This is a genomic window from Pseudomonas sp. 3B-A001-10F (genome assembly GCF_056313565.1).
This window is the reverse complement of record NZ_JBQYFW010000003.1, coordinates 93725-119786: the sequence shown is the minus strand read 5'-3', so window position 1 is coordinate 119786 and position 26062 is coordinate 93725. Positions and strand designations below refer to the sequence as shown.

Annotated in this window: 23 protein-coding genes; 12 read left to right on the top strand and 11 right to left on the bottom strand. The window is 60.7% G+C overall.

The window, feature by feature from the left end:
• Nucleotides 1-177: 177 nt before the first annotated feature.
• The 3 genes from AC0ZWN_RS04625 to AC0ZWN_RS04615 form a co-directional block, all read right to left on the bottom strand.
• Nucleotides 178-4647, bottom strand: coding sequence for a hemagglutinin repeat-containing protein (locus AC0ZWN_RS04625; RefSeq protein ID WP_476334196.1), 4470 nt, complete (start codon nt 4645-4647; stop codon nt 178-180).
• Between the two features lie 98 nt (nt 4648-4745).
• On the bottom strand, nt 4746-6473 hold the full coding sequence (locus tag AC0ZWN_RS04620) for a ShlB/FhaC/HecB family hemolysin secretion/activation protein (RefSeq protein WP_476334194.1): 1728 nt from the start codon (nt 6471-6473) through the stop codon (nt 4746-4748).
• Nucleotides 6474-6581: 108 nt separating this feature from the next.
• Nucleotides 6582-7715 carry an MFS transporter gene (locus tag AC0ZWN_RS04615; protein ID WP_476334193.1) on the bottom strand — a complete coding sequence of 378 codons (1134 nt, stop codon included), beginning with the start codon at nt 7713-7715 and terminating at the stop codon, nt 6582-6584.
• A gap of 98 nt (nt 7716-7813) precedes the next feature.
• Here AC0ZWN_RS04615 and AC0ZWN_RS04610 point away from each other — a divergent pair, with 98 nt between their 5' ends.
• From AC0ZWN_RS04610 to AC0ZWN_RS04600, 3 genes are all read left to right on the top strand, one after another.
• On the top strand, nt 7814-8578 hold the full coding sequence (locus tag AC0ZWN_RS04610; RefSeq protein ID WP_476334192.1) for an AraC family transcriptional regulator: 765 nt from the start codon (nt 7814-7816) through the stop codon (nt 8576-8578).
• A 96-nt stretch (nt 8579-8674) separates the two neighbouring features.
• On the top strand, nt 8675-9784 hold the full coding sequence (locus AC0ZWN_RS04605; protein ID WP_476334191.1) for an HlyD family secretion protein: 1110 nt from the start codon (nt 8675-8677) through the stop codon (nt 9782-9784).
• Nucleotides 9781-11373: a DHA2 family efflux MFS transporter permease subunit gene (locus tag AC0ZWN_RS04600; protein WP_476334190.1), complete on the top strand. Its 1593-nt coding sequence runs from the start codon at nt 9781-9783 to the stop codon at nt 11371-11373. The genes AC0ZWN_RS04605 and AC0ZWN_RS04600 overlap by 4 nt, the downstream gene beginning before the upstream one ends.
• 75 nt (nt 11374-11448) lie before the next feature.
• Here the strand turns inward: AC0ZWN_RS04600 and AC0ZWN_RS04595 are convergent, their stop codons facing one another.
• Nucleotides 11449-11889, bottom strand: a complete 441-nt coding sequence (locus AC0ZWN_RS04595) for a carboxymuconolactone decarboxylase family protein (protein ID WP_093433813.1) — start codon at nt 11887-11889, stop codon at nt 11449-11451.
• Between the two features lie 186 nt (nt 11890-12075).
• Here AC0ZWN_RS04595 and AC0ZWN_RS04590 point away from each other — a divergent pair, with 186 nt between their 5' ends.
• Nucleotides 12076-12375, top strand: coding sequence for a hypothetical protein (locus AC0ZWN_RS04590; protein WP_093433811.1), 300 nt, complete (start codon nt 12076-12078; stop codon nt 12373-12375).
• 186 nt (nt 12376-12561) lie between these two features.
• On the opposite strand, the gene AC0ZWN_RS04585 is transcribed toward AC0ZWN_RS04590, so the two are convergent.
• From AC0ZWN_RS04585 to AC0ZWN_RS04575, 3 genes are all read right to left on the bottom strand, one after another.
• Entirely contained in the window at nt 12562-14133 is a 1572-nt protein-coding gene (locus tag AC0ZWN_RS04585) for a GGDEF domain-containing protein (RefSeq protein ID WP_476334189.1), read from the bottom strand.
• A gap of 176 nt (nt 14134-14309) precedes the next feature.
• The gene (locus AC0ZWN_RS04580) at nt 14310-15083 is read right to left on the bottom strand and encodes an aldolase (RefSeq protein ID WP_476334188.1); all 774 of its coding nucleotides are present in this window, start codon (nt 15081-15083) and stop codon (nt 14310-14312) included.
• Nucleotides 15084-15095: 12 nt separating this feature from the next.
• Nucleotides 15096-15800, bottom strand: coding sequence for a haloacid dehalogenase type II (locus tag AC0ZWN_RS04575; RefSeq protein ID WP_476334187.1), 705 nt, complete (start codon nt 15798-15800; stop codon nt 15096-15098).
• Between the two features lie 109 nt (nt 15801-15909).
• Here AC0ZWN_RS04575 and AC0ZWN_RS04570 point away from each other — a divergent pair, with 109 nt between their 5' ends.
• Entirely contained in the window at nt 15910-16767 is an 858-nt protein-coding gene (locus tag AC0ZWN_RS04570) for a LysR substrate-binding domain-containing protein (protein WP_476334186.1), read from the top strand.
• 86 nt (nt 16768-16853) lie between these two features.
• On the opposite strand, the gene AC0ZWN_RS04565 is transcribed toward AC0ZWN_RS04570, so the two are convergent.
• Nucleotides 16854-17519, bottom strand: coding sequence for a ribonuclease T2 (locus AC0ZWN_RS04565; RefSeq protein WP_476334185.1), 666 nt, complete (start codon nt 17517-17519; stop codon nt 16854-16856).
• 165 nt (nt 17520-17684) lie between these two features.
• On the opposite strand from AC0ZWN_RS04565, the gene AC0ZWN_RS04560 reads away from it, so the two are divergent.
• The 7 genes from AC0ZWN_RS04560 to AC0ZWN_RS04530 all read left to right on the top strand — a co-directional run bounded on the left by AC0ZWN_RS04560 (nt 17685) and on the right by AC0ZWN_RS04530 (nt 23951).
• Nucleotides 17685-18155 (top strand): hypothetical protein, encoded by a 471-nt coding sequence (locus AC0ZWN_RS04560; RefSeq protein WP_476334183.1) that lies wholly within the window; start codon nt 17685-17687, stop codon nt 18153-18155.
• 48 nt (nt 18156-18203) lie between these two features.
• Nucleotides 18204-19169 (top strand): phospholipase D family protein, encoded by a 966-nt coding sequence (locus AC0ZWN_RS04555; protein WP_476334182.1) that lies wholly within the window; start codon nt 18204-18206, stop codon nt 19167-19169.
• 73 nt (nt 19170-19242) lie between these two features.
• Nucleotides 19243-20940 (top strand): copper resistance system multicopper oxidase, encoded by a 1698-nt coding sequence (locus AC0ZWN_RS04550; RefSeq protein ID WP_476334180.1) that lies wholly within the window; start codon nt 19243-19245, stop codon nt 20938-20940.
• An 11-nt stretch (nt 20941-20951) separates the two neighbouring features.
• Nucleotides 20952-21821 (top strand): copper resistance protein B, encoded by an 870-nt coding sequence (locus AC0ZWN_RS04545; protein WP_476334178.1) that lies wholly within the window; start codon nt 20952-20954, stop codon nt 21819-21821.
• A 31-nt stretch (nt 21822-21852) separates the two neighbouring features.
• Nucleotides 21853-22227: a copper homeostasis periplasmic binding protein CopC gene (copC, locus tag AC0ZWN_RS04540; protein ID WP_476334176.1), complete on the top strand. Its 375-nt coding sequence runs from the start codon at nt 21853-21855 to the stop codon at nt 22225-22227.
• A gap of 3 nt (nt 22228-22230) precedes the next feature.
• Nucleotides 22231-23100, top strand: coding sequence for a copper homeostasis membrane protein CopD (gene copD, locus AC0ZWN_RS04535; RefSeq protein WP_476334175.1), 870 nt, complete (start codon nt 22231-22233; stop codon nt 23098-23100).
• Nucleotides 23101-23159: 59 nt separating this feature from the next.
• Entirely contained in the window at nt 23160-23951 is a 792-nt protein-coding gene (locus tag AC0ZWN_RS04530; RefSeq protein ID WP_476334174.1) for a transporter substrate-binding domain-containing protein, read from the top strand.
• Between the two features lie 3 nt (nt 23952-23954).
• On the opposite strand, the gene AC0ZWN_RS04525 is transcribed toward AC0ZWN_RS04530, so the two are convergent.
• From AC0ZWN_RS04525 to AC0ZWN_RS04515, 3 genes are all read right to left on the bottom strand, one after another.
• The gene (locus tag AC0ZWN_RS04525) at nt 23955-24167 is read right to left on the bottom strand and encodes a hypothetical protein (protein ID WP_016984584.1); all 213 of its coding nucleotides are present in this window, start codon (nt 24165-24167) and stop codon (nt 23955-23957) included.
• A gap of 176 nt (nt 24168-24343) precedes the next feature.
• A complete protein-coding gene (gene rimA / locus AC0ZWN_RS04520; RefSeq protein ID WP_095124390.1) occupies nt 24344-25123 on the bottom strand; it encodes a S6 modification regulatory phosphodiesterase RimA in 780 nt (259 codons plus the stop codon).
• 141 nt (nt 25124-25264) lie between these two features.
• Nucleotides 25265-26044, bottom strand: coding sequence for a methyl-accepting chemotaxis protein (locus AC0ZWN_RS04515; RefSeq protein ID WP_371857719.1), 780 nt, complete (start codon nt 26042-26044; stop codon nt 25265-25267).
• Nucleotides 26045-26062 lie beyond the last annotated feature (18 nt).

Sequence of the window (26062 nt, the reverse complement as noted above, 5' to 3'; positions counted from 1 at the left end):
CGCGCATGATGCGCGAGATTTAACGTCTGGCGCAAAACAATGTGGGAGCGAGCTTGCTCGCGAATGCGGTTCACCAGTCACTTACTGCATTGACTGAATGGACGCTTTCGCGAGCAAGCTCGCTCCCACATTGTTCGGTGGTGGATGGCAGATTTGGCACATCCACTACCGTCTGTTTTAGCCTTTTTCGTCGATCCCGGCTTGCAGGGTCTGGGTGTCCAGATGCCCGCTAAGGGTAACCGGGCCGACTTTCAGGTTGCCGTTTTCCAGGGAAACCTTCGGTGCGTTTTCCTCAGCTTTATGCGGCAGATCCAGGCCCGCTTTCACGCCGTAGTCACGGTTACTCAGATCCGTGCTGCTGACCTTCGAACCACCCAGATCGACCTTCCCTTGCGGCGCCGAAATCCGCGCGCCGGTCAGTTGCGTGGCGCCGCCGACCGCGAGATTCACGCTTTGGTTGGCACTGATCCCGGAGGCCTGCGCCACGCCGTCCTTATGCGCATACTCGCCCTGCGCTTTCAATGTCGGCTTGTAATCGGTACCGGCAAGTTTCTCCTTGTCACTCGGTGGGTTTTTCTTCGCGGTCAGGCCCAGATCGACATCGACCTTGGCGTGGTTGCTCGAGTCTTGACGGCTCTCGACGGTCAAATCACCCGCGACCTTGCCGCTGACAGTTTTCGCGTCAATCCGCGCACCCGCCAGCAGTGCATCACCGGCGCTGTTCAACACCACGCTGTCAGCCTTGATCTGGCTGTTCTGCTGCGTGCTGCCCTGCAAGTAATCCACGCCGACTTTGGCCCCGGCGTTGAAGCCGTGATCGCTGCTGGCCTTCTCATCCTCGGCAGTCGGGGTTTTGCTGCTCAGGTTGCCGCCGGCGTTGAGCGCGACATTCCAGTTATTGCGGTGGTCGGTGGACTGCGCCGATTCCTGGACATAGCCACCCTTCTGCGCGTCGATGCTGACGTTCGATGCACTGACCTGAGTGCCTTGCAGGTGGATCGAATCACCGCTCAACACGATGCCGTTCTGGCTGTTGATCTGGCCACCGCTGAGGGTTTTCGAATCCTCGTTGACCCGACCGATATTGAAATTACCACTCAGATTGCCGCCCTGATCACGACTCTTCTCGCTGCTGGTTTTGCTGCCGCCGCCCTTCAAACCACCGCCGAGATTACTGCCGCTGGCGGTGTAGGTGTCGGTGGCTGCTTGCAGATCAAGTTTGCCATCGGCGTGCAGATCGATGCCGCCCGCGCTGTCGATTTTCATGCCTTGCTGCAACTGATTGCCGCCGCTGCTCAACTGCACCGGGCCGTTGCCGCTGATGCTCGCAACGTGAGCCTGGGTGTCAGTGCTTTGCTTGCCAGTGTGATCGAGCTGGAAGCCGGCGCCGAGATCGACGTTGGTGCCATCGGTGCCCGGCAAGGTGCCGACCGTCAGGGAGCCATTGCCGCGCAGGCTGCTGTCGTTGCTGCTCTGGCGGTCGTTAGCCTGATTCAGCGCCAGATCACCACCGGTGTTGATGTTCACACCGCCCTGCCCGCCATCGAAACGGCTGCCTTCGAACTGCGCATCGCCACCGACCTTGATGTTCACACCCTGGCTGCCGGCATAAGCGCCGACGACGGCGGTGGAATTGTCCTTGCTCGACGCACTGCGACCACCCGCGCCGCTGCCAGCGACGTTCACGTCTTCACCGGTCTTGGTGTAGACGCGCACGTCGACCTTGGCATCCACCGCGCTGGCACTGCTGTTGTGCGTGTTGCTCGCAGCGTCGGCAAGCAGTTTGTCAGCGCTGATGTTCACTTGGCCGGCGCTGGCGTTGTATTGCGTGCCTTGGTCATGCAGCGTGCCAGTGGTTTTCACATCGACGGTGCCGCCATCAAAACGGCTGACCACGGCGTTGCTGCTCTGCTCGGTTTTGCTGGCGTTGCCGTGACCGACCGCAACGTCGATTCCGACATTCGGCTGACCGAGATTGGCCAGCGAGTCCTTGTCCGGCACCTTGCCGTTGAGCACATCCTTGACCACGCCGGCGATCGGTCGGGCGATGTCCTTGTACTCGACGTTGGCACCGATGTCCGCCGACCAGTTGCTGTCATTGTGCGTGCTGCTGTCAGTGTTGCTGGCGGCACGGTTGTCGATCTCGTTGGCGGCGACGCTCAGACCATTGCCGGCCTTGAGTTGTGCGCCTTCGGTAGCGAGTTTGTCGGCATTGATGGTCAAGCCGCCGCTGCTCTGCACACTGGTGGTTTGCGCGGTGGTTTTGCTGGTGGAATCCTGCGCCGTGCTGTGGGCGAAATCGACGCCGCTGCCAGCACGGTCGAGACCGCCGGTGTAGTAGAAACCACCGCCGGTGCTGGAGGTGTCGGTGGAGGTTTTGTGGCTGTCAGCTTCGGCCAGCAACGACACGTTTTGGCCGCTCAATGTCGTGTCGCCAGCGGTGGATTTCACCTCTGCGCCTTTGAGCGTAACGTCACCGCCCGCCTTCACCTGCACGCTGCCACCACTGAGGCTGGAGCCCTGCTGGGTGACGTCGTTGCGAGTAACCGTTTGCTGTTTGTCCTCGTAATGAATCCCGGCGCGATACTGCTCTGGCGTTTGCTCTTTGGCGTACGCATCGAAGCCACGGGTTTGCGTGGTGTCGCTGCTGTCGTGAGTATTCTGCGCGGAATGCACATTGACGTTGCCTGCCGCGTCGGCCGTCAGCGCACCGTGAGCCTTGACCGTCGAGCCAGCCACCTCGATGTCCTTGGCGCTCTTGAGCTTGAGGTTGCTATCGGACACCAGTTCGCTGTGCACGGTGCTGCTGTCTTTACTGTTCTGCCGCGACTCGTCCTTGGTAATGCCGAAGAATTTGCTGTCCTTGTCGTGGTTGTTGCTGTGCGAGGTGTCCTGCACGCCGTCGATCACCAGCGAACCCTTGTCGCTAATTACGCTGGCGTCGGTGCCGCCACGCACCTGGCTGCCGCTGATGCGCACGTCGTCAGCCTTGACGATCAGTTTGCCGCTGGCGTTGACCTTGCTGCCCTGATGCTGGGTTTTGCCCTTGTCGGCATCGCCGGTCTTGCCAAAGAAACCACCGCCGACCAGGTCACCGGAGTAACTATTGTCGCTGCTGCGATTGGTCCGTGTGGCGGTGCTGATTTCCACTTGTTTGCCGGCCAATTGCAAGTCGCCGGCGCTGGTCAATTCGGCGCCTTCGGAGCGCAATAATGCGGCGGTTTGCAGGGCGATGTTGCCGGCCTTCAACTGGCTGGTGACGCTGCGCTGTTCTTCGTTGCTGCTGTTCCAGTCGGCTTTCCACAGGTGTTTGCGGTGGTTGCCTTTATCGGTTTGCGTGTGGCTTTCGGTAGCGGCAGTCAGGCGCAGATCGCCAGCGCTTTGCACGCTCAGATTATTCGCGGCTTCGACCTTGGCGGCTTTCAGTTCGGTGTCTTTGCCGGAGGCAAGTTTGACGTCGCGGCTGGCAATGATCTGGCTGCCGTGCTGACGGGATTCGCTATCGGTCTGGGTACGGTCGTAGGTTTCCCAGGTGATGCCGATGGTGCTGTTGTTCCAGTTTTCGCGCTTTTCCTGAAGCTTGCGGCTTTCGACCGTCGACAGAGACAGGTTGCGTTTGGCGTCGAGCGTGACGTCGCGACCGCCGACATCGGTAGCAGCCAACGTCAGATCCTTGCCGCTGTGCAAACCGACGTCGCCCTGACTACTGCGGATACCGGCGCGGGTCACGTCGAGGCTGTTGGCCACGGCTTCACCGCTGACACTCAAGTCACCGGCCGAGCGAATCTGCACGCCGTCACGCCCGGCGACTTGCACCGCGCCCACCCGCACGCCCGCGCCTTCGGCGGTGCTGACAATATTGATGCGCCCGGCCTGCATCGCGCCGAACAGGCTGGCGTCGATGCGTTGATCGCCGGTGTTGCCCGCCGGATCAACAGTTTTCACCTGGCCGCTGGCGTAATCCACCTGATTGCGTCCCACCGTGAGATTCAACTGATCGCGTGCAGTGATCGCGCCCTGACTGTCGATACGCGGCGCGATGAGGTTGATCGAGCCCTCGCCGTTGCGCAGGCCACCGCCCTGAATCTGCAACTGACCGCTGGCGTCGCGTGTGCTCAGACTTTGCAGTTTGCCGTCATTCAATTCCGGGCGACCGACCACCAGATTAGCGTTCGGCGTGTTGATGAAACTGCCGCCATTGACCGAGATGCCGTTGGGGTTGGCCAGCACATAATCGGCTGCGCGGCCGAAGATTTCCTGCGCACCGTTGATCGCGGACGGGTTGCGACTGATCACTTCGTTGAGGATCACGCTCGCCGCCTGGCCTTGCAATTGCGGGTTAGCCGCCAGTTGCCCGGCCAGTTGCGATTGCCCGGCCTGCAAGGCGTTGTTCAGCACCAGGCCCTGGCGGTCGACGTTGTAGTCGAGGAACTGGTTGTGCGACAGGCCCGAACCGTTGGGCGCGACGATGTTGACGATGGGCACACCGCCCTGGGTCTGCAATTGCGCGGTGCCGCCGGGCCCCGGTGCGACCACGACGCCGCCGGCCATCGCGCTCGGTAAGTGCACGGCGAAGAACAGGCTGGCAATCGCCCAGCGCAATTTACCCCGAGGGGAAAGATGAAATGCAAAGGTGTGTGCTGGCATAAAAACGTCTCCATGTGAGTACGGCATCACGTCGCGCGTTTAGTCTTTGGCCGTGGCTGACGCGCTCAGATCCGACGGCTGTTTGTTCACTGCGTTGTTCAGATTTGCAGGCCCACGCGCATCAGCCAGGTTTCAGGCTCGTGCTGCAGACCGTTCGGGGTGTTGAGGGCGCGCTGGTAATCGACGTCCACTTGCAGGTTCTTCCAGCCCAGATTCAGACCGACACTGGCGCCACTCAGGCGTTGCCCCTGCGCACCGTGATCTGCCTTGATCCAGCCGTGGTCGAGGCCCACCCGCGGGGTGATCTGCAGCGGCCACTCGCTGCGCAGCGGCAGGCGCAAGGTGTTGCGCCAGATCGCGCCGCTGGCGCCGGAGGCACTGCTGACCCGATAGCCGCGCACCGCCGAGTCGTCGGTGCCGAGCAACTGTTCGATGGCCGGCAACGGGTCCGGGCTGTATTGCACATTGAGTTGGCTCTGCCATTGCCAGGCCTGCGCGCCGAACTGACCGTTACGCCATTGGCTGAGGCCGGCGCGGTACTTGCGGAACTGCGCCTTGGGCAGGTTGTTGATCTGATGTTGTGAGTCATCGTCGGCGCCAAACCAGCGCAAGCCTTGGGCGTAATTGACGTCAAGGTTCCACACCGCGCGGTCGAGCCAGAACAGATTGAGCCCGGCCTCGGCCACGGTCAGGGTCGGGCTTTGAATGCCAAGGCGAACGTCTTGCAAGTAGCTGTCGACATCCTTGTGCGCCAGTTGCAGGTTGGCGCTGAGCTGACGGCTCTGGTCGCGCCACAACACACGGTCGGCGCGCAGGCTGACCTGATCGGTGATGCCCGTGCTGTGAAAGGTCACGCTCGGCAGTTTGAACGGCGCACGATATTCGGCGTGGCTGGCGAACACGCTGTAGGTCCAGTAGCCGTAAGGGATCGCGTAATACAGGCTGGCATTGCGGCTGTAGCGGTCACCCTGATTGAGGGTGTCGCTGGCGCTGAGACTCAACAAGTCGTTGAGTTGCAGTGGGCTGTCGAGGCTCAGGCTGACGGTGTCGCGATCACGTCCAGTGCTGGCGCTGCCGAGGTTGTCAAACCCCGCGTTCAAGGCCCAGCGCGAGTGCGCAGAGGTGCGCGACCGCAGGATGATCCGCGAGGCACCGGGCTGGCTGCCGGGGGCGATGTCGGCGGTGAGATCGATCGAGCGCAGACGATTCAACTGGTCCAGTCCCTGCTCCAGATCGCGCAGATTCAGCGGCTCGCCGAGCATGTCTGGAAACGCGCCTCCGAGCGACACCGGCAGGCTCTGATCGGCCAGTTCGATGGACTCGATGTAACCTTCGTCAATGCGGATATCCAGCGACTGCCCCGCTGCCGGTGCACTGACCAAATACGGGCGACTGGCGATATAGCCCTTGTCGACGTAGATCGCGGTGATGGTCGCCAGCAGATGATTGATCTGGCCGACGCCCATGCACGGCGCCAGCAGCGGTTTGATCTGCGCGTTGAGCTGGTCGCTGTCGATCAGCGTTACGCCGCCGATGCGCGCACCGCTCAACGGCCAGCAACGTTCATCGGCGGTGACGGTTGGCGGGATGGCCGGGGTGACCGGCGCCGGGCCGAACGCGCCGCGTTCCAGTTGCCGCTTTCTTTGCTCAAGTTGCAGTTGTTGCAGATCGCGCTGCTGCTGTTGCTGCTGGCGCAGCACTTCCTGGCCCGGCGCGACAGGTTCGGCAGCTTCAATCGAGGAGGCACAGACACTCAACACAAAGGCCGACAACAGCGGGCAGCGCGTGGAACAACGACGAAAAACAGCGCGAAACGGAAACGGCACGCAACTTCCTTGCGATCATAAAATGGCGTAATGCCATGTCATCAATGATCGTGATAGTCGGAGCCATCCCACACAAAAGCAAGACGCTTCCTACAGCGCTTACATTTCTTAAACAATTGCTTTGCCTGCCTTTATTGTCAGCAGCAAGGCCACAACGCTGCACGTTATCAGGGTTTCCCCGAGGGCCTGAAACCAGCCGGCGAGCATCAGCCCGGCGCCGATCAGCAGGTAATACATCAAGCCCAGCAACGCCCCGGCGGTGCCCAACCGATCAGCGTAATCGGCGAGGGCCGAACCGAGAATGTTCGGGATCGCCAAGCCGAACGCCAATACCACCAACAGCATCGGCAGGACGAACGCGACACTGTTCTGCAGCGACCACACGCCCACACCACCGAGCAAGGCGATGCCAGCCGCGAGGCGAATCAACTGCAATGCCTTGAACCCGGCCGTCAATAAACGCCGGTTCAGCCATGCTCCAAAACCTGAGCCCAGCGCGAGGATCACACCGCTGTAGCCGAACCCGCTGGCTTCCACGCCCAGCCGCTGAAACATGAACGGAGCGAGGCTGTAATAGCCGAGCAGCGCCACGTTGAATGAGGCGATCCACAGCGCCGAACGCCAGATACCCAGGTCACGCAGCATGCGCCCGAGGGTTTCGAACAGACCGACATGGCACGTTGGCTGGGACCGGGTTTCCGCCAAGGTGTACCAACTCCACAGCCACAACAGCGTTGCCAACAACAGCAACGCGCCAAGCACACCGCGATAACCGAAGGCCTGAACCAGACTAGCCCCCGTGAACAAGCCAAGCGCCGGGCTGGCCGCCAACGCGATGCCCACCAACGAAAACACCTGCGCCAGTTCGGCGCCTTTGAAGCGGTCGCGCAACACGGTCTGCGTAACCACCGAACCCACCGCCGCACCGAAGGCCGCCAACATCTGCGTCAGTAACAAGCCGTTGAAACTGCTGACCCGCAGGCCTGAAAGCGTGGCAATCGCATAGATTGCCAGGCCCGCGAGCATCGTCGGGCGTCGACCGATGCGATCGCACAAACGCCCCCACACCACCACCCCGACGGCAAACGCGAGGAAATACACCGACAACGTCTGCGCGGCGGCTTGCGGGCCAACGTTAAACACCCGCCCGATATCACCGAGCGCCGGGCTGTAAAGGGTTTGCGCGATCTGCGGAAACATCAGCAGCGCAATCGCCAGCCACAAGAAATGTCTGTTGTGCATGCTTCATAACTCCTCTCATAAACCGCCGAGGAGTTTAAGAATCGCTGACTGGCGTATTATCCAGATCCTGCCAATTTATCGCTGAAACCGGACAACCCATGGCTTGGCTCGAAGCCCACGCAACGTTTGATGCAGATCGCTATGACGCACCCGTGATCGGTATCGCCTCGACCTTGGGCGATCACGATTCCGGTCTGCACCGCCATCAACGCGGGCAATTGCTGTACACGCGACAAGGCTGCACGCGAATTACCCTGGCGCAGCAATTGTGTCTGCTGCCGCCGTCGCGGGCGGCGTGGATTCCACCGGGTGTTAGCCATCGCGCGGTGATGCAACAGAGCGTCGACTACCGCTCCATCTACTTGATTCCCGAACTGTGCGCTGCACTGCCGCAGCAGGTCTGCGTGATCGAAGTCAGCCCGTTGTTGCGTGCGGTGCTGGAACCGATGGCGCTGGCGGATTTCGCCAGCGATTGGCAGCAGGGCAAACTCTCCCACCTGCTCGGCCTGTGTCTGAGCGAAATCGCTGAAGCGGCGCAGCAACCGATGCTGCTGCCGTTACCTCAGGACAAGCGCCTGGCACCACTGTTGAAAACGCCTGAACGTCTGCCTCCAGAGTTGCAAGTACTGGAGCAGCAGGTCGGCGCCAGCAGCCGCACCATCGGGCGAATCTTCCAGCGCGAAACCGGCATGAGTTATCAGCAATGGCGCCAGCAGTGGCGCTTGATGCGCGCAATGGAATTGCTCGCCACCGGACGCAGCCTGAGTTACTGCGCGTTCGAATCGGGTTTTGCCAGCGACAGCGCTTTCATCGCCTTCTTCAAAACCATGACCGGCAGCACACCGGGCCACTGGCTCAAGTGAACAACTGACGACTGGCACCAGAAATAATTTGCCACTAAATATTACCTGCTTCATATTACAGCCGTAATAACGATCCGTTTACGCAGGTAATCCGCCATGACCAGCATGCCCACCCTCGAACCTGTTGTGGTAAAGACCAAGCCGTCCCTGCTTAAACGCGTTTTGCTTCCGGGCGTCGGATTGCTCGCGCTGATCTTCGCCGGTGTGTACGCCGTGCATTGGTGGGGTGCCGGGCGTTTTCTTGAAGAAACCGACGATGCCTATATTGGTGGCGACGTCACGGTGATCGGGCCGAAAGTCGCCGGTTACATCGACGAAGTGCTGGTCACCGACAACCAGCACGTGAAGGCCGGCGATGTGCTGATCCGCCTCGACGCCCGCGACTATCGCGCCAACCTCGCCAAAGCCGAAGGCGCCGTTGCCGCCGAAGAAGCCCTGCTGGCCAACCTCGACGCCACCGAACAACTGCAACAAGCGGTGATCGGTCAGGCCCGCGCCGGCATCGACGCCGCTGGCGCAGAAACCGCACGCTCGCGGGATGACAACGCCCGCTACAAACGCCTGGTGACGACCAATGCGGTGTCGGTGGAAAGCGCACAACGCGCCGACGCGACCTTCAAAACAGCGCAAGCCCTCAGTGCCCGCGCCCAGGCCGAACTGCTCGCCGCGCAACGCCAACTGGCGGTGATCGATACGCAAAAACAACAGGCCCGCGCCGCCCTTCAACAAGCCCGCGCCGAACGTGATCTGGCGCAACTGAACCTCGGCTACACGGAACTGCGCGCGCCGGTCGACGGCGTCATTGGCAACCGTCGCGCGCGGGTTGGCGCCTACGCTCAGGCCGGTTCACAACAGTTGTCCGTGGTGCCGGCCAGCGGCTTGTGGGTCGATGCCAACTTCAAGGAAGACCAATTGGCGCGGATGAAACCCGGGCAGCGCGTAAGCATCCGTGCCGACGTGCTCTCCGGCCAGGAATTCCACGGTCGCCTCGACAGCCTCGCCCCCGCGACCGGCTCGCAGTTCAGCGTGCTGCCGCCGGAAAACGCCACCGGCAACTTCACCAAAATCGTCCAGCGGGTGCCGGTACGCATCCTTCTTGACCCGGCTGACGGCGTACTCGGTCACTTGCGTCCGGGCCTCTCGGTGACGGCAGAAGTCGACACCCGTGCGCAACCGGAAACCAGCGCCGTGGCCGTCGCGCCATGAGCACCACCCTCGCCGCCCCGGCGCAGCCATTCAACGCGGCGGACATGGCGACCGCGACCAAGGTGTTCGCCTTCGCGACCATGTGCATCGGCATGTTCATTGCGCTGCTGGATATCCAGATCGTCTCGGCGTCGCTGCGCGATATCGGCGGTGGGCTGTCCGCCGGTACCGATGAAACCGCGTGGGTGCAGACCAGTTACCTGATCGCCGAAATCATCGTGATTCCGCTGTCGGGCTGGCTGTCGCGCGTGTTCTCCACGCGCTGGTTGTTCTGTGCTTCGGCGGTCGGCTTCACCCTCGCCAGCCTGCTCTGCGGCATCGCCTGGAACATCCAGAGCATGATTGCTTTTCGGGCGCTGCAAGGTTTTCTCGGCGGCTCGATGATTCCGCTGGTGTTCACCACGGCGTTCTTTTTCTTCACCGGCAAACAGCGGGTGATCGCTGCGGCAACCATCGGCGCCGTTGCGTCATTGGCACCGACCTTGGGACCGGTGATCGGCGGCTGGATCACTGATATTTCTTCGTGGCACTGGTTGTTCTACATCAACCTGGTGCCGGGGATTTTCGTCGCTGTAGCGGTACCGATGCTGGTGAAAATCGACCAGCCGGAATTGTCCCTGCTCAAGGGCGCGGACTACCTGAGCATGGTGTTCCTCGCGCTGTTTCTCGGCTGCCTGGAATACACCCTCGAAGAAGGCCCGCGCTGGAACTGGTTCAGCGACCAGACCATTCTGACCACGGCGTGGATCAGCGTCCTCGCGGGATTGGCCTTCATCGGCCGGACCTTGCACGTGGCCAATCCGATCGTTGATCTGCGCGCCTTAAAGGATCGCAATTTCGCTCTCGGCTGCTTCTTTTCGTTTGTCACCGGCATCGGCCTGTTCGCGACGATTTACCTGACGCCGCTGTTCCTCGGCCGGGTACGCGGCTACAGCGCGCTGGACATTGGTCTAGCGGTTTTCTCCACTGGCGTGTTCCAGATCATGGCGATTCCGCTGTATGCCTTTTTGGCCAATCGCATGGACCTGCGCTGGATCATGATGATCGGTCTGGGGTTGTTCGCGGTGTCGATGTGGGAGTTCAGCCCGATCACCCACGACTGGGGTGCGGGGCAATTGATGCTGCCGCAAGCGTTGCGCGGGATTGCCCAGCAACTGGCGGTGCCGCCAGCGGTGACGTTGACTTTGGGTGGGTTGGCGCCCGCACGTTTGAAGCATGCTTCGGGTCTGTTCAACCTGATGCGCAATCTGGGCGGGGCGATTGGTATTGCGGCGTGCGCGACCATTCTCAATGACCGCACCAACCTGCACTTCACACGGTTGGCCGAACACTTGAACAGCAGCAATGAAGCGATGAATCAGTGGCTGTCGCAGGTCGGCGGCAACCTGGCGAATCTGGGCCAGAGTGGCGACGTCGGTGTCACCGCCAGCCTGCGCCAGTTGTGGCTACTGACCTACCGCGAGGCGCAGACGCAAACCTACGGCGACACCTTTCTGATGATCGGGGTGTGCTTCGTCATCGCCACGGCGATGGTGCCCTTGATGCGCAAGGTGCAACCACCGGCGGCGCCGAGTGCGGATGGGCATTGATGCCTATTCTGAAACTATCCACCGCCCCCTGTGGGAGCGAACTTGCTCGCTCCCACAGGGGTTATGCGTTGAGGCTTAAGCTTGTGGGGTTTTGCGGAAGCCCACCGCCAAACGGTTCCAGCTATTGATGGTGCTGATCGCCACGGTCAAATCGACCATTTCTTTCGGCGTGAATTGCGCCGCAACCACGTCGTAATCTTCGTCCGGTGCGTGGGTCAGGCTCAGTTGGGTCAGCGATTCGGTCCACAGCAACGCGGCGCGTTCGCGGTCGCTGAAGAACGGCGCTTCCCGCCAAGCGGTGACCGCGAACAAACGGCGCGGGGTTTCGCCGCCCTTGATCGCATCGGTGGTGTGCATGTCGATGCAGAACGCGCAGCCGTTGATTTGCGAAGCGCGCAGTTTGACCAGTTCGATCAGGGTCTTTTCCAGCGGCAGTTTGGACACCGCCGTTTCCAAAGCCATCATCGCTTTCAAGGCGTCTGGGGAAGCGGTGTAGAAATCGGCACGAGGTTGCATGGTAGCTCCGGGTAGCAAGTGAATGTGTGGTTACGTTAGCCCTCACACCCGGTCCGGCAAATAGCCAATATTGCCGAAGATCAGGAGGCCACTCGGTTTCGCTGCTGACCGCTCGTCAGCCACCCGGCACCAAGGGTTCTGCGCGTCAGACCAATATCAGGTACAGACCCCTTGTGGAGACGGATCATGATCACGCGCAAACTCACTTCGCTATTACTCGCCGGGCTGCTGGCCACGGCATCGACCGCGAGCTTCGCCGTCAACGACGGCGCTGACGCTACCGGCACCAAATCCGGCGGACCGACCAGCACCACCACGCCGCCAGATAACACGCCGGGGGCGCCTTCCGGTGGCAGCGGGTCTTCGGGGATGGGTTCCGGGACTGGCACCAATGGTGGCGCGAGCGGCTCGGGTTCGGGGGCTGGCGGCGGCACAGGTTCGGCCGGCGGCGGCACTGGCGGTGCGGGCGGTGGCACTGGCGGCTGAACGAACAAGAGCCATCCGTGGTGAAAACCCTTGATTGTTTGGGTATTCACATAACCTTGGCCTGATGAAAATCCCTGTGGGAGCGAGCTTGCTCGCGAAGGCGGTAGATCAGCCAACATTTTCATCGCCTGACACTGCGCTTTCGCGAGCAAGCTCGCTCCCACAGGGTTTGTGCCAGGTTTTGGATCAGCGGTCCGAGCGCATCAATTCGGCCAGGCCGCTGTCCAGCGACAACACTGCCGCACGATTGCGCCCGGCATTTTTCGCCTGATACAGCGCCGCATCGGCGCGTTGGATAAACACTTCCAGGCTGTCATTGCCGCTCGGGATAAATGAATAGCAGCCCAGACTCACCGTCAGATACCCGGTCGGCGAGCCGCTATGGGTGATGTGCTTGTCGATCACACTGCGGCGGATCTGTCCGGCAATCGCCAGCGCGCCGTTGATGTCAGTGTCCGGCAACAACACCGCAAACTCTTCACCACCGTAGCGTACCGCCAGATCGGATTTGCGTTGGCAGCACGTCTGCAGCACTTGGGCGACCTGAGTCAGACAATGATCGCCGGCGACATGACCATAGGCGTCGTTGTAGCGTTTGAAGAAATCGATATCGAGCATGATCAAGCTGACCGGACTGACCTGCCGCGCGCCCCGGGCAAATTCGATCTCCAGCGAACGCTCGAACAAACGTCGGTTGGCCAATCCGGTCAGGCTGTCGTGGGTCGCAATCTGCTCCAGTGCGCGCTGGGCCTTGCGCAGGTTTTTCTCGATCCGTTCGCCGTCGCGCACCTGATGAATGAACACCCAGCCAAACAGGCCGACGCCGAGAATCACCAGCGCGACAATCACACTCGACTGGAACGCACGCTCGTACCAGCCCTTGAGAATCGTGTCGCGCGAGGTCGCAGACGACACCACCAACGGATACGCCGACAAGCGTCGATAACCGTACAAACGCACAACACCATCGACCACCGAATTGATCATCGCCGTGCCAGCTGCCGCCTCGGGCAGCAACGTGCGATAAATCCGTCCTTGCGCCAGCGACGTGCCGATCAGGCTCTCATCAAACGGACGGCGGGCAAGCAAAGTGCCGTCGCTCAAGCCAAGAAACATGATGCCTTGGTCATCGAGGCTGAAGCTTTCGAAGAAGCGGTCGAAGTACGACATCCTGATCCCGGCCAGCAACACACCCTGAAAATTGCCGGCGTGATCATTGACGCGTTTGGAAATCGGGATGATCCACTCGCCGTTCTCGCGGCTGCGGATTGCCGGGCCGATGTGCGCCACTGTCGAGGCATTCTGCTGGTGGAATTTGAAATACTCGCGGTCCGCCACGCCATTGCCACGGGGCAGATCAGTAAATGAGGTGATCACCCACTGCCCATCACGATCGAACAGGAACATGCCGTGCAACTGATCGAGTTGCTGCACGCGCCGGGCGAAGGTTCTCTGCAGACGCGGCTTCTGCGCGGCGCCGTAACCGTCCTCCTGAATCCAGTCGACCAGGCTGGTCATCACCAGATCGGCAGCCAGGAAGGTGTCCTCAGCCTGCTGGGCCATCGCCCGGGTCAGGTTGCTCGACGCGACTTTTGCCACCGCCAGATCCTGGCGTCGCGACTGCTCCAGTTGCAGGTACAGCAAACCGGACAGGCACAACCCCACCGCAACGATAAACAGCACAGCCGCTTTGCGTAGCGGCAGGCGTTTAAGGGTGCCTCCGGGGGCCTGATGTGGGTCGTGAATGGGGATAGGCAAAAGCAAGTCCTGGGCAGGTACGACAAGGGCGCCAGCAGGGAAACCCTTATGTTTGTGAGCGTAGCCCACCGGAATCTACGGGGCAAACGCCCCGCTCCCGCCCAGGTATATCGGCGCGCAGCGAATTTGGATGATCGCTGTTCGCAGATTTATTTTCGATGCCTCTTTAGGGTTAGTCAGTTATGAAGGGCCAGACGCCGCATCGCACTGTGCAGATGCGCCCGCGCACTTTGCGCATCGCCCTCACGCATCTGCTCATAGGCCCGTTGCGCAATGGCGTGGGGCACCGGTTTCAGCTCCCGTTGCGTGGCCATCGCCAGCAGTTGCACCTGCGCGGCGCGCTCCAGGTAATAGAGGTCGTCCCAGGCTTCGGCGATGGTCGGCGCGGCAACGATCACACCGTGGTTTTTCAGGAACAGAATGTCAGCATCGCCCATGACACTGGCGATGCGGTCGCCTTCTGACGCGTCCAGCGCCAGACCGTTGTAATCCTCGTCTACCGCCGTGCGCCCATAGAACTTCAGCGCGGTCTGCCCCAGCCACAACAGTGGCGGCCCTTGTAGCAGGCACAACGCCGTGGCGTGAGGCATGTGGGTGTGGAACGCGACTTTCACTCGCGGCAGTTGTTTATGCAGACGCGCGTGAATGTAAAACGCCGTGGCTTCCGGCAGGCCTTCACCCTCCACCACGTTGCCCTCGAAGTCGCAGACCAGCAGATTCTGCGCGGTCACTTCGGCGAAGGCATAGCCGTAGGGATTGACCAGAAACAGATCGTCATGCCCCGGCACCATCGCCGAAAAGTGATTGCAGATGCCCTCCTCCAACCCATGCAGCGCGGCCAGTTGAAAGCATGCCGCCAGCTCGCTGCGTGCGGTGATGATCGCTTCTGTGTCGAGGTTCAGCGCTGTCAAACGTGCAGCCTGCACACTGGCGGCCAGGGTGTGAGCCATGACGATTCTCCGTTACCAACCGAGGGATTTGAACAGCGGCAACACTTGATCGAGGCGGTTGAGGATGGCGTCGGGGCGATAGTCCGGCAGCAATTGGCGACCGGTGCCGCGATCGATCCATACACAACGAAAACCCATGTCCCGCGCCGCCGTGTGGTCGAGCATGGGGCTCGCGCAGATGTGCACCACCTCTGCGCGACCGACGCCCAACTGTTCATGAGCGTAGTCGAACAGCCGTGGCGCCGGTTTGTAGGCACCGGCCTGTTGCGCGGTGATCACCCGGTCGATGTAGCCGCCGAGTTGCGCGACGTTGCCGGCAATGATGTCGTCGTCGGTGTTGGAGACGATGCACAGTTTGAAACCCATGGTTTTCAATTCACGCAGGGTCTCGATCACCTCGGCAAACGGCGGCATTTTCGGGATCGCGGCTGCCAGACGCTGGCTGTCTTCGGGCAGGCTCGGCAGGCCCGATTCTTCCAGGGCCATTTGCAGGCCAAGGGTGCTGAGTTCACGGAACGAACGGTGCGGCGGGGTTTGTTCGAGGCGGTGTTCATGACGGTCATAGACTTCAATCAGATGAGCGACATCGACCTGATGCTCGCCCTTCTCACTGAGAATTTCGCCGACTACTGCTTTGAGGCCTTCGTCCCATTGGATCAAAGTGCCGTAGCAATCGAAGGTCAGCCACTGCGGGCGCGGTGTGTGGATGAGTGTCATTGGTCGAATCCTCCGTAGTGAGGACTTCAGCTTAAGAGCGCTCGGTGATAGTGTGAAATTAAATAAATAGCCAATCGTCAGTTGAATAATCACTATCGAGAGCGCCGCCATGCTGGACCTGGAATTGCTGAAAACCTTTGTCTGCGTGGTCGACGAAGGCAGCTTCACCCGCGCCGCCGAGCGCGTGCACCGCACCCAATCGACGGTCAGTCAGCAGGTGCGCAAACTCGAAGAGCTGGTCGGCCACGCCCTGTTGCTGCGCGACCGTACCGGGCTGAATGTCACCGTCACCGAGCACGGCGAACTGCTGATCCACTATGCGCGGCGTTTGCTGGCGCTTTCGGCAGAAGCCACTGAAGCGCTGGCCAGTGACCTCGACCTGGAAATCCTGCGTATCGGCATGCCGGAAGACTTCGACGCCCGGCGCATGGCGCTGATCCTCGCCGGCTTCACCCGCAGCCATCCGCAAGCACGGCTGGAAACCCTCAGCGGCATGAGCCTCGATTTGCGCCAGCGTCTGGATGCCGGCGACATCGACATCGCCCTGATCAAACGCGAACCCGACAGCGGCCCGGCGTGGGCGACCTGGCCGGAACGACTGGTGTGGGTCAAAGGCGCGGAGTTTGATTCATCCGCTGGCGTGCTGCCGTTGGCGTTGTTTCCGCAAGGCTGCCTGTATCGGCAGCGCGCCATTCGTTTGCTCGATGTTGCTCAGCGCCCGTGGCGGGTGGCGTTCGGCAGTCACAGCCTGACCGGGATTCAAGCGGCGGTGGCTTCGGGGCTGGGGGTGTCGGTGCTGCCAGTGTCGGCGGTATTGCCTGAGCATCAGGTGTGTACAGATTTGCCGGAACTGGCGCCGACGGAATTGGCGCTGGTCAGTCGTGATGGGGTTTTGAGTGGGTTGCAGCGTGGATTGGTGGAGTTTTTGCGTGGGGAGTTGGGGGTGGATGCCGGGGGATTTGCCTGATAGCTCAGGCTTGTCGAAAACCCTGTGGCGCGGGAGCTTGCTCCCTCGCCACAGGGTCAGTGTGGTTCTCTCGACCTTGAATCAGATCAACGCGACGGCGGCACGCGAATATCCCCCGCCCGGCACTGGGTTTTCACACCCTTGCCGCACGCGCCGAACTGCAGATCCTTGCCCATGCACACACGCACCTCCGACAGTTCCGGGCCGCTGCAAATGACCGCGATGCCATCGGCCGGAATGCCCGGGTTGGCCTTGCGGAACAGGTCGGCAATTTCCTGGGCCTGGAAGTAATACGAGGAGCTGAACGGTTGCAGTTCCTGCGGGATTTTCACCGCCGCCACCGCTTTGTCCGCTTCATCCAGATAGCCCATCGCGCCGAGGCCGCTGCAGGTGCCGTGCTTGGACCATTCGTGGTCGAGCAGTTTTTTGGTCGGGAACAGCGTCAGGCCCTGGCTGGTTTCCGCCGCCGAGAGCGTGGTCAGCGGTGGACAGGACTCCGGCCAGCCACCCTTGGCGTATTGCGGCCACAAACCGTGAAGCACGAAGCCGTAGCCCTTGCCAGTGCACTGCGAGTCATCTTTGTGCGTCAAACAAAAGGTCGGCGACCAGGACAGCGCCAGCAGGTAGTAATCGAACACCCCCGCCACCGATTCCGCCTGGGCCTTGCTGGACTGTGATTGGCGCGCCGAACTCAAACCGATGCTACCGGCCGTCAGCGCAATCACCGCCAAAATTGTAAACAGCTTTTTCATGTACCCACTCCTTTGGGACGCCTGCGTCCATGGTTTTTGATCCTGACCGACTTGGCCAGCGCTGATTTCGACACGCTTGTGTTGCAAGCGCATGACGCAAGGCAAAGCCGTACGCCGTTGAAAGGTCTACGATTAACAGGCAGCCACCAAACCAAGGGAACCAAAATGAGTAAAGCAGACGAACTCGCCGCCAAACTCAAACAAACCCGGCATACCCACGCGGATGCGGCACTGGAAATCGATTGCTGGCCTGCTCAGGTGTATGACTTGTACCACCGCATTGAGGCGTGGTTGCAGCCCGTCACCGAAGTAGGACTGAAGATTCGGCGAAATCCTACGCATGTTTGCGAAACTTCACCGGATGGTGAGGCGCATGACTACGCAATTGATCAACTGGTGATCGAGGCCAATGATCGAAGCCTGACATTCGATCCCATTGCGCGGTTTACCGAGGATGGCGCCGGGCGGCTGCAGATTACCCTGCCGGAAAGAAACACTTATCTGTTGCGAACCGTCGATGAACACCACGAAAGCCACTGGTGGTTGCAAACCGTCGAAACCGGGCAGGAATTGGATGCCATCGCCCTGACCGAAAACAACTTGCTGCAGGTCGTGCAGGAAGGGCTTGGCCTCTAGGATCGACAGCCCCGGCAGATCTTCTATTAACCTCTTAGAGTTGTACTGATGACACGTCTGATTCAAAACCAGCAACAACTCGCTCAATGGGCGCGCGAAGTCAAAGGTTCATTGGACATTGCCGTCGCCTTTTGGGGCGAACGCGCCATAACGGAACTGGGTCTGGATCAACGCCGTGGAGACGTCCGCATTCTCCTCGACTTGTCTGCAGGGGCGACCAACCCCGCAGTGGTCAGGCAACTGCTCCAACTGCATCCAGCGAACATTCGCAGCCTCCCTCGACTCCATGCCAAGACTTACATTGGCGAAAACGAAATGATCGCAGGAAGCGCCAACGCGTCGGCCAATGGCTTGGGCATTGAAGGTCAGGCAGCCAATCACTGGATTGAACTCGGCATCCTGACGGACGATACCGTAGCGATACAGGACGCAAAACGCTGGTTCGCTGAACGCTGGTCTGAGTCGGATGCCATCGATGTCGACAGTGCCTACTTCAAACAAATCGAAGCGGCCTGGACAGCCCGGCAAAAATTCCGGCAGGCGCAAGACACACAGCCAGACTCGCTGATCGCGGCGGCCGTGAAAAACCCTGAAGCTTTCGGCTCGGAACGCTGGTTTGTCACTGTCGACATTCACGATATGTCCACCAAAGGCAAAAAGGCTCTGGCGCAGAAGTCGACGGAACAAGGGCAACCGGCATTTGGCTGGGAGAGCTGGAGCGATATCCCGCAGCATGCACACTTCATCAGCTTCTATCACGATGGTGAGCAGTTCTGCTTTGCAGAAGAGGACGGCGCCAATGAGCCAGTCTTCTACTCGGCTACCGGGCAAGCCGAGTTCATGCAGTATGTGAGCGCCAGTCATATCCCAGGCTACAAAAACAACCTGGGAGCGCTGCACGAATGGCTACCGCTGTTACACAAAGCCAAAGCGAGCACTGCCAACTGGAAGTCCGAGGGTGGAATGTGCATGGATCTCGGGACGTTTGCCGCGTTAAACCTGTCAAAACTGTAATCCCCGCCTCAGCCAACTGAAAGCTGGCGCTGGTTAGCCTCCCCGTCATGAGTTAAACGGGGATTTCCAGCGCATGCCTTCCAACCCATCACGACGCACCTTCGTCAAAGGCCTCGCCGCCAGCAGCCTGCTCGGTGGCCTGGGCCTGTGGCGCACGCCGGTCTGGGCGCTCAATGCGCCCGGTCAACTGCATGAACTGAGCGGCAGCAACTTCGAGCTGTTCATCGGCGAAACCCCGGTCAACTTCACTGGCAGCCCACGCACGGCGATGACCATCAACGGCAGCCTGCCCGGCCCTTTGCTGCGCTGGCGCGAAGGCGACACCGTGACGCTGCGGGTGCGCAACCGGCTCAGCGCCAGCACCTCGATTCACTGGCACGGCATTCTGCTGCCGGCGAACATGGACGGCGTGCCGGGCCTGAGCTTTCACGGCATCGAACCGGGTGGCGTGTACGTCTATCAATTCAAGGTGCGGCAGAACGGCACCTACTGGTATCACAGCCATTCCGGGTTGCAGGAACAGGCCGGCGTCTACGGCCCGCTGGTGATCGACGCCAAAGACCCTGAGCCGTTCCACTACGACCGCGAGTTCGTGCTGATGCTTAGCGACTGGACCGACGAAGATCCGGCCAGTCTGCTGAAAACCCTGAAAAAACAATCCGACTACTACAACTTCCACAAGCGCACCGTCGGCGATTTCATCGAGGACGTCAGCGAAAAAGGCTGGGGCGCCACCGTGGCCGATCGCAAGATGTGGGCAGAAATGAACATGAATCCCACCGACATTGCCGACGTCAGTGGCGCCACCTACACCTTCCTCATGAATGGCCACGCGCCAGATAACAACTGGACCGGCCTGTTTCGCCCCGGGGAAAAACTGCGTCTGCGCCTGATCAATGGCTCGGCCATGACCTACTTCGACGTGCGCATTCCCGGACTGAAAATGACCGTAGTCGCGGCGGACGGCTTGCACGTCAAACCGATCAGCGTCGATGAACTGCGCATCGCCGTGGCCGAGACTTACGACGTCATCGTCGAGCCGGACGCCGAGGCATACACCCTGTTTGCCCAGGCCATGGATCGCAGCGGTTATGCCCGTGGCACGCTCGCCACTCGCGCCGGGTTATCTGCGCCCGTACCGGGTCTGGACCCGCGCCCACTGGTGACCATGGACGACATGGGCATGGGCGGCATGGATCACGGCTCGATGGACATGAGCACCATGGATCACTCGGCGATGGGCCCGATGCAATCCCATCCTGACAGCGAAAAAAACAATCCGCTGGTCGACATGCAAGCCATGACCACCGCGCCCAAACTCAACGACCCCGGCCTCGGCCTGCGCAACAACGGCCGTCGCGTGCTCACCTACGCCGACCTGCGCAGCACCTTCGAAGACCCGGATGGCCGCGACCCGAGCCGCACAATCGAACTGCACCTGACCGGGCACATGGAGAAATTCGCCTGGTCGTTCAACGGCATCAAGTTCTCCGACGCCAAGCCCTTGCGGCTGAAGTACGGCGAGCGCATCCGCCTGGTGCTGGTCAACGACACGATGATGACCCACCCGATTCACCTGCACGGCATGTGGAGCGATCTGGAAGACGAAAACGGCGACTTCCAGGTGCGCAAACACACCATCGACATGCCGCCCGGCACGCGCCGCACCTACCGCGTCACCGCCGACGCACTCGGTCGCTGGGCCTATCACTGCCATCTCCTGTACCACATGGAAACGGGCATGTTCCGCGAAGTGCGGGTGGAAGCATGAAGGGGCCGCTGATGACTCGACTCACCGCGTTTTCTTTGCTGCTGGTCGGCAGCTCGGCGATGGCCGCCGGCGACATGCCGGGCATGGATCACAGCCAGATGTCCGGCATGGATCATTCCGCGATGCAAAGCATGGACGACGGCAGGATGCAGCCCGCCGCCCCGACGGAAAGTCGCACGCCGATCCCGCAGTTGACCGACGCCGACCGCGCCGCCGTATTTACCAGCCCCGGCGGCCATAAAGTCCACGACAGCGCGATCAACACGTACTTCCTCGCCGACAAACTCGAATGGCAGGACGCCGATGACGGCAGCGCGTTGGCCTGGGATCTGTCCGGCTGGATCGGTGGCGACATTGATCGTCTGTGGCTGCGCTCCGAAGGCGAGCGCAGCAACGGCAAGACCGAAGACGCAGAGATTCAAGCACTCTGGGGCCATGCGATTTCGCCGTGGTGGGACGTGGTCAGCGGCGTGCGTCAGGACTTCAAACCCGGCGCGCCGCAGACTTGGGCCGCGTTCGGCCTGCAGGGCATGGCGCTGTACAACTTCGAAGCCGAGGCCACGGCGTTTATCGGTGAGGGTGGCCAGAGCGCGCTGCGATTGGAGGGTGACTACGACATCCTGCTGACCAATCGCCTGATCCTGCAGCCCACCGCCGAACTCAACGTCTACGGCAAAAACGATGCGCAACGGGGTATCGGTTCCGGGTTTTCCAACACCGAGGCGGGCCTGCGTCTGCGCTATGAAATCCGCCGCGAATTTGCGCCGTACATCGGCGTGACGTGGAACCGCACCTACGGCAACACCGCCGATTACGCCCGCGAAGAAGGCGAGGATCGCAGCGAAGCGCGCCTCGTCCTCGGCGTGCGGCTGTGGTTCTGAATCCCCTAAAAAAACAACCCGGAGCTCTTGCATGCGCACCTTGAAAATCACCCTTGTACTCGCCAGCGGCTTGCTCATGAGCAGCCTCGCCCAAGCCCACCCGAAACTGCTCTCGTCGACCCCGGCCGAAGGTGCCGACGGCGCCGCGCCCGGCAAGATCGAACTGCATTTTTCCGAGAACCTGCTGACAAAATTCTCCGGCGCCAAACTGGTCATGACCGAAATGCCCGGCATGGCCCATTCGCCGATGCCGATGAAAGCCAAAGTCAGCGCCGGCAGCGACCCAAAAAGCATGCTGATCACCCCGCTCGCGCCGCTGCCCGCCGGCACCTATCAAGTCCAATGGCGCGCGGTGTCTTCCGACACGCACCCGATCACCGGCAACGTCACCTTCAAAGTGAAGTAAGCGATGGCTGAGCTGATCAACATCGTCCTGCGGTTTGCGTTGTATGTGGATTTGCTGCTGTTGTTCGGGCTGGCGTTGTTTGCGCTGTACAGCGCAGGGACGCTGCTGCGCTTTCGGCCGATGCTGCGCGGGATGGCATTGATCGGGGCGTTGTTGTCAGTGGCAGGATTGGTGCTGATGACCCGCGCCATGAGTGGCGAAACAGCGCTTGCGGCGTTGTGGCCGCACCTGCAAATGATGCTGCTGGAAACCGATGTCGGGCTGGCGTGGGCATTGCGGATGATCGCGCTGATCGTGGTGTTGATCAGGCCGGGCGCGTGGCTCGCATCGGTGGCTGGCGCCATCGCCCTCGCCTCTTTGGCCTGGAGCGGGCACGGGGCGATGGCCGAAGGAACACTGCGGTTCTGGCATTTTCTCAGCGACATTCTGCACCTGCTCGCGGCGGGCGCGTGGCTGGGGGCGATGCTGGCGCTGGTGTTGATGGCGCGCGGGTCGGTCGATGAAGCTCGCATTCGTTCGCTGGCGTTTGCGGTTCGGCGTTTTGAGTGGATCGGTGCAGTGATTGTGCTGACGCTGTCGATTACCGGCGTGGTGAACTACCTGTTCATCGTCGGTGCGAGACTGGACGAAATCTTGCTCGGCACTTACGGGATGCTGCTCGCGATCAAGGTTTTACTGTTTGCCGGGATGTTGGTGTTGGCGGCGTTGAACCGCTTTCATCTTGGTCCGGCGTTGGCGCAAGCGTTGCGCAATGGACACTATGCCGTCGCGGCAAATGCGCTAAAACGCAGCGTTGTCGTTGAACTGGCAATCGCATTGCTGATCGTGGCGCTGGTGGCGTGGCTAGGCACGTTAAGCCCGGAAGCAGGGTGACACCCGGGAAAGCCTTTCACTACACTGGGCCACCGTCCTTCTCAGAAGCCCCGATCGCAATGACAACCCTAAAAAGCACGATGATCCTCTGCGGCCTGCTGACCGTGGCCGCCGGCGCGCATGCCGAGCAGACCCCTTCGCACCTCGACAGCATCCAGCAACAAGGCCAGTTGCGCGTCTGCACCACCGGCGACTACAAGCCCTACACCTTCAAACGCCCCGACGGCGATTTCGAAGGCATCGACATCGCCATGGCACGCTCGCTGGCCGACAGCCTCGGCGTCAAAGTGCAATGGGTGCAAACCACCTGGAAAACCCTGATGCCGGACATGCAGGCCGGCAAGTGCGACATCGGTATGGGCGGCATTTCTGTGACCCTGGAGCGGCAGAAAAAAGCTTACTTCAGCAACACCCTCGACACCGACGGCAAGATCCCGCTGGTGCGCTGCGTCGATGTCAGCAAGTACCAGACGGTGGAACAGATCAACCAGCCCAATGTGCGTCTGGTCGAACCTGCCGGTGGCACCAACGAAGCCTTCGTCCACGCCTTCCTGCCCAAGGCGCAACTGGCCCTGCACGACAACGTGACGATCTTCCAGCAACTGCTCGATAACAAGGCCGACGTGATGATCACCGACGCCTCGGAAGCGCTGTATCAGCAGAAACTCAAACCGGGCTTGTGCGCGGTGAATCCACATCAGTACATGCAATATGGCGAGAAGGCTTACTTGCTGCCCCGCGATGACATCAGTTGGAAACTGTATGTCGATCAGTGGCTGCACTTGAGTAAAGTCACCGGCAAGTATCAGCAAACCCTGAGTGAATGGATTGCCGTACCGGCCGCGCAGTAATCCTCAATCGTCATGCAACATGCCGGAGCTGTACTGATTGAGACTGCTGCCGATACTGTTGCCGCCGAACTTCAAGGTATTGGCGTTGCGCCCCTCCGGCGACTGACAGTCGCTGGAGAAGCAACTGGTGGTGGTCAAACCACCCGCGCCGGAACAGGCACTCAACACCGATACTGCAGCAGCGATCAACAGCACTTTGACGACATTAAGGCGCATGGCACGATTCCCCTCGGGATGAACAGCGACGATCTTGTCTGAACATCCTAGGCCTGCGCCGCACCCGGCAAGATGAAACTTTGCTCATCGCCAGGGAGATTACCAACGCTGAATGGCTCAACAAACGTCCGGCGCTGAGCCAAGTTATCGAGCGGATCAGTGCGAGCTGAAAGCGATCAGCTCTTCAGCCACGCACTCGTCGGGATCTGCGCCAATGATTTGAAGGCAGGCCTGGCGAACCAGTAACCCTGCATCAAGTAAATACCGCAATCGGCGAGAAAATCTCGTTCCTCGGCATCTTCTATGCCTTCGGCGATCACCTCCACGCCCAACTCTCTGCACATGTTCACCACGTTACGCACGATGATCTGGCGCACTCGGTCACGGTGAATATTGCGGATCAGCGCCATATCCAGCTTGATCAAGTCCGGTTGAAAATCCGCCAACAAGTTAAGGCCGGAATAGCCTGCGCCAAAGTCGTCGATCGCCGTCTTGAAACCAAACTCGCGATACTCACGCAAGATAGTCATCAAATGCTTGTTGCTTTCAACGTGCTCGCCTTCTACTGCTTCGAAGATCAGCCGCTCCAGCGGAAAGCCGTAAGTGCGCGCCGCTTCCAGCGTGCTGCGAATACACATCTCTGGACGGTAAACGGCATTCGGCAAAAAATTGATCGACAGGTACTGCGTCATCCCTAACTCAGCCGCCGTGGAGATCGCCCGCACACGACACAGTTGATCGAATCGATAACGGTTTTGATCGTCCACCTGCTCCAGGACAGACAAGGCACCTTCACCCTTCACGCCTCGAACCAACGCTTCGTGGGCAAACGTCGTTTGATCGCGCAGATCCACAATGGGCTGAAAGGCGAAGGCAAAATCCATGTCCGGCATGCCGTTGCTCTTACAGCCCTGGCAGCCTCCGGCAGACGCGAATGATTTTGGAAAGTCGGTCATGACACCCTCTGATAACGGGTTGTAACCTTCCATGGCGGTTAATAAACAGCCGCAGGACTGACTCATCTGCAAACCAGGCGACAACTGCAGCCCGACGGCGCCTGAATATTTGAAGGCGCCGCGTGCTCTACATACAAATGATCAGGTGCGGAAATGCGCGGTCATTCGCTGCAGGTCCTGCCCCAGTGACGCCAACTCGACCGTCGCAGCCGCACTCTCCTCACTGGCAACCGCCGACTGGTCAGCCACATCCCGTACGCTGACGATGCTGCGATTGATTTCGTCGGCCACGGCACTTTGCTGCTCGGCAGCGGCCGAGATTTGCAGGCTCATCTCCTGGATCGTACCGATGGACTGGTTGATCTCGGTGATTGCCAGCTCGGCCTTCTGCGCCAACACCACCGTATCGAGGGTGCGCTCGCGGCTGGAGGCCATCAGTGTCGAGGCCGCTTGCGCGCCTTGTTGCAGGGTGACGATCAGCGCTTCGATTTCCTTGGTCGAGTCCTGCGTGCGTTGAGCCAGCGAGCGCACTTCGTCTGCCACCACGGCGAACCCACGCCCCTGTTCTCCCGCCCGCGCGGCTTCGATTGCGGCGTTCAACGCGAGCAGATTGGTCTGCTCGGCGACGGCTTTGATGACATCGATCACTTTGCCGATCTGCTCACTGTCCTGAGACAGCACGTTCATCGCGCCGCCCAACTCTTCAATGGCCACCGCGAGTTCACTGATCTGCAACGTCGCCTGCTTCACCACCGTACTGCCGTGGCGCGCCTGTTGATCGGCCAGGGTCGCGGCAGCGGAGGCATCGGTGGTGTTACGCGCAACTTCCTGCACGGTCGAGGCCATTTCGTGCATCGCCGTTGCGACTTGATCCACTTCGCTTTTTTGCTGACGCACGCCAGCGCTGGTCTGCTCGCTCATGGCCGAGAGCTTTTCCGC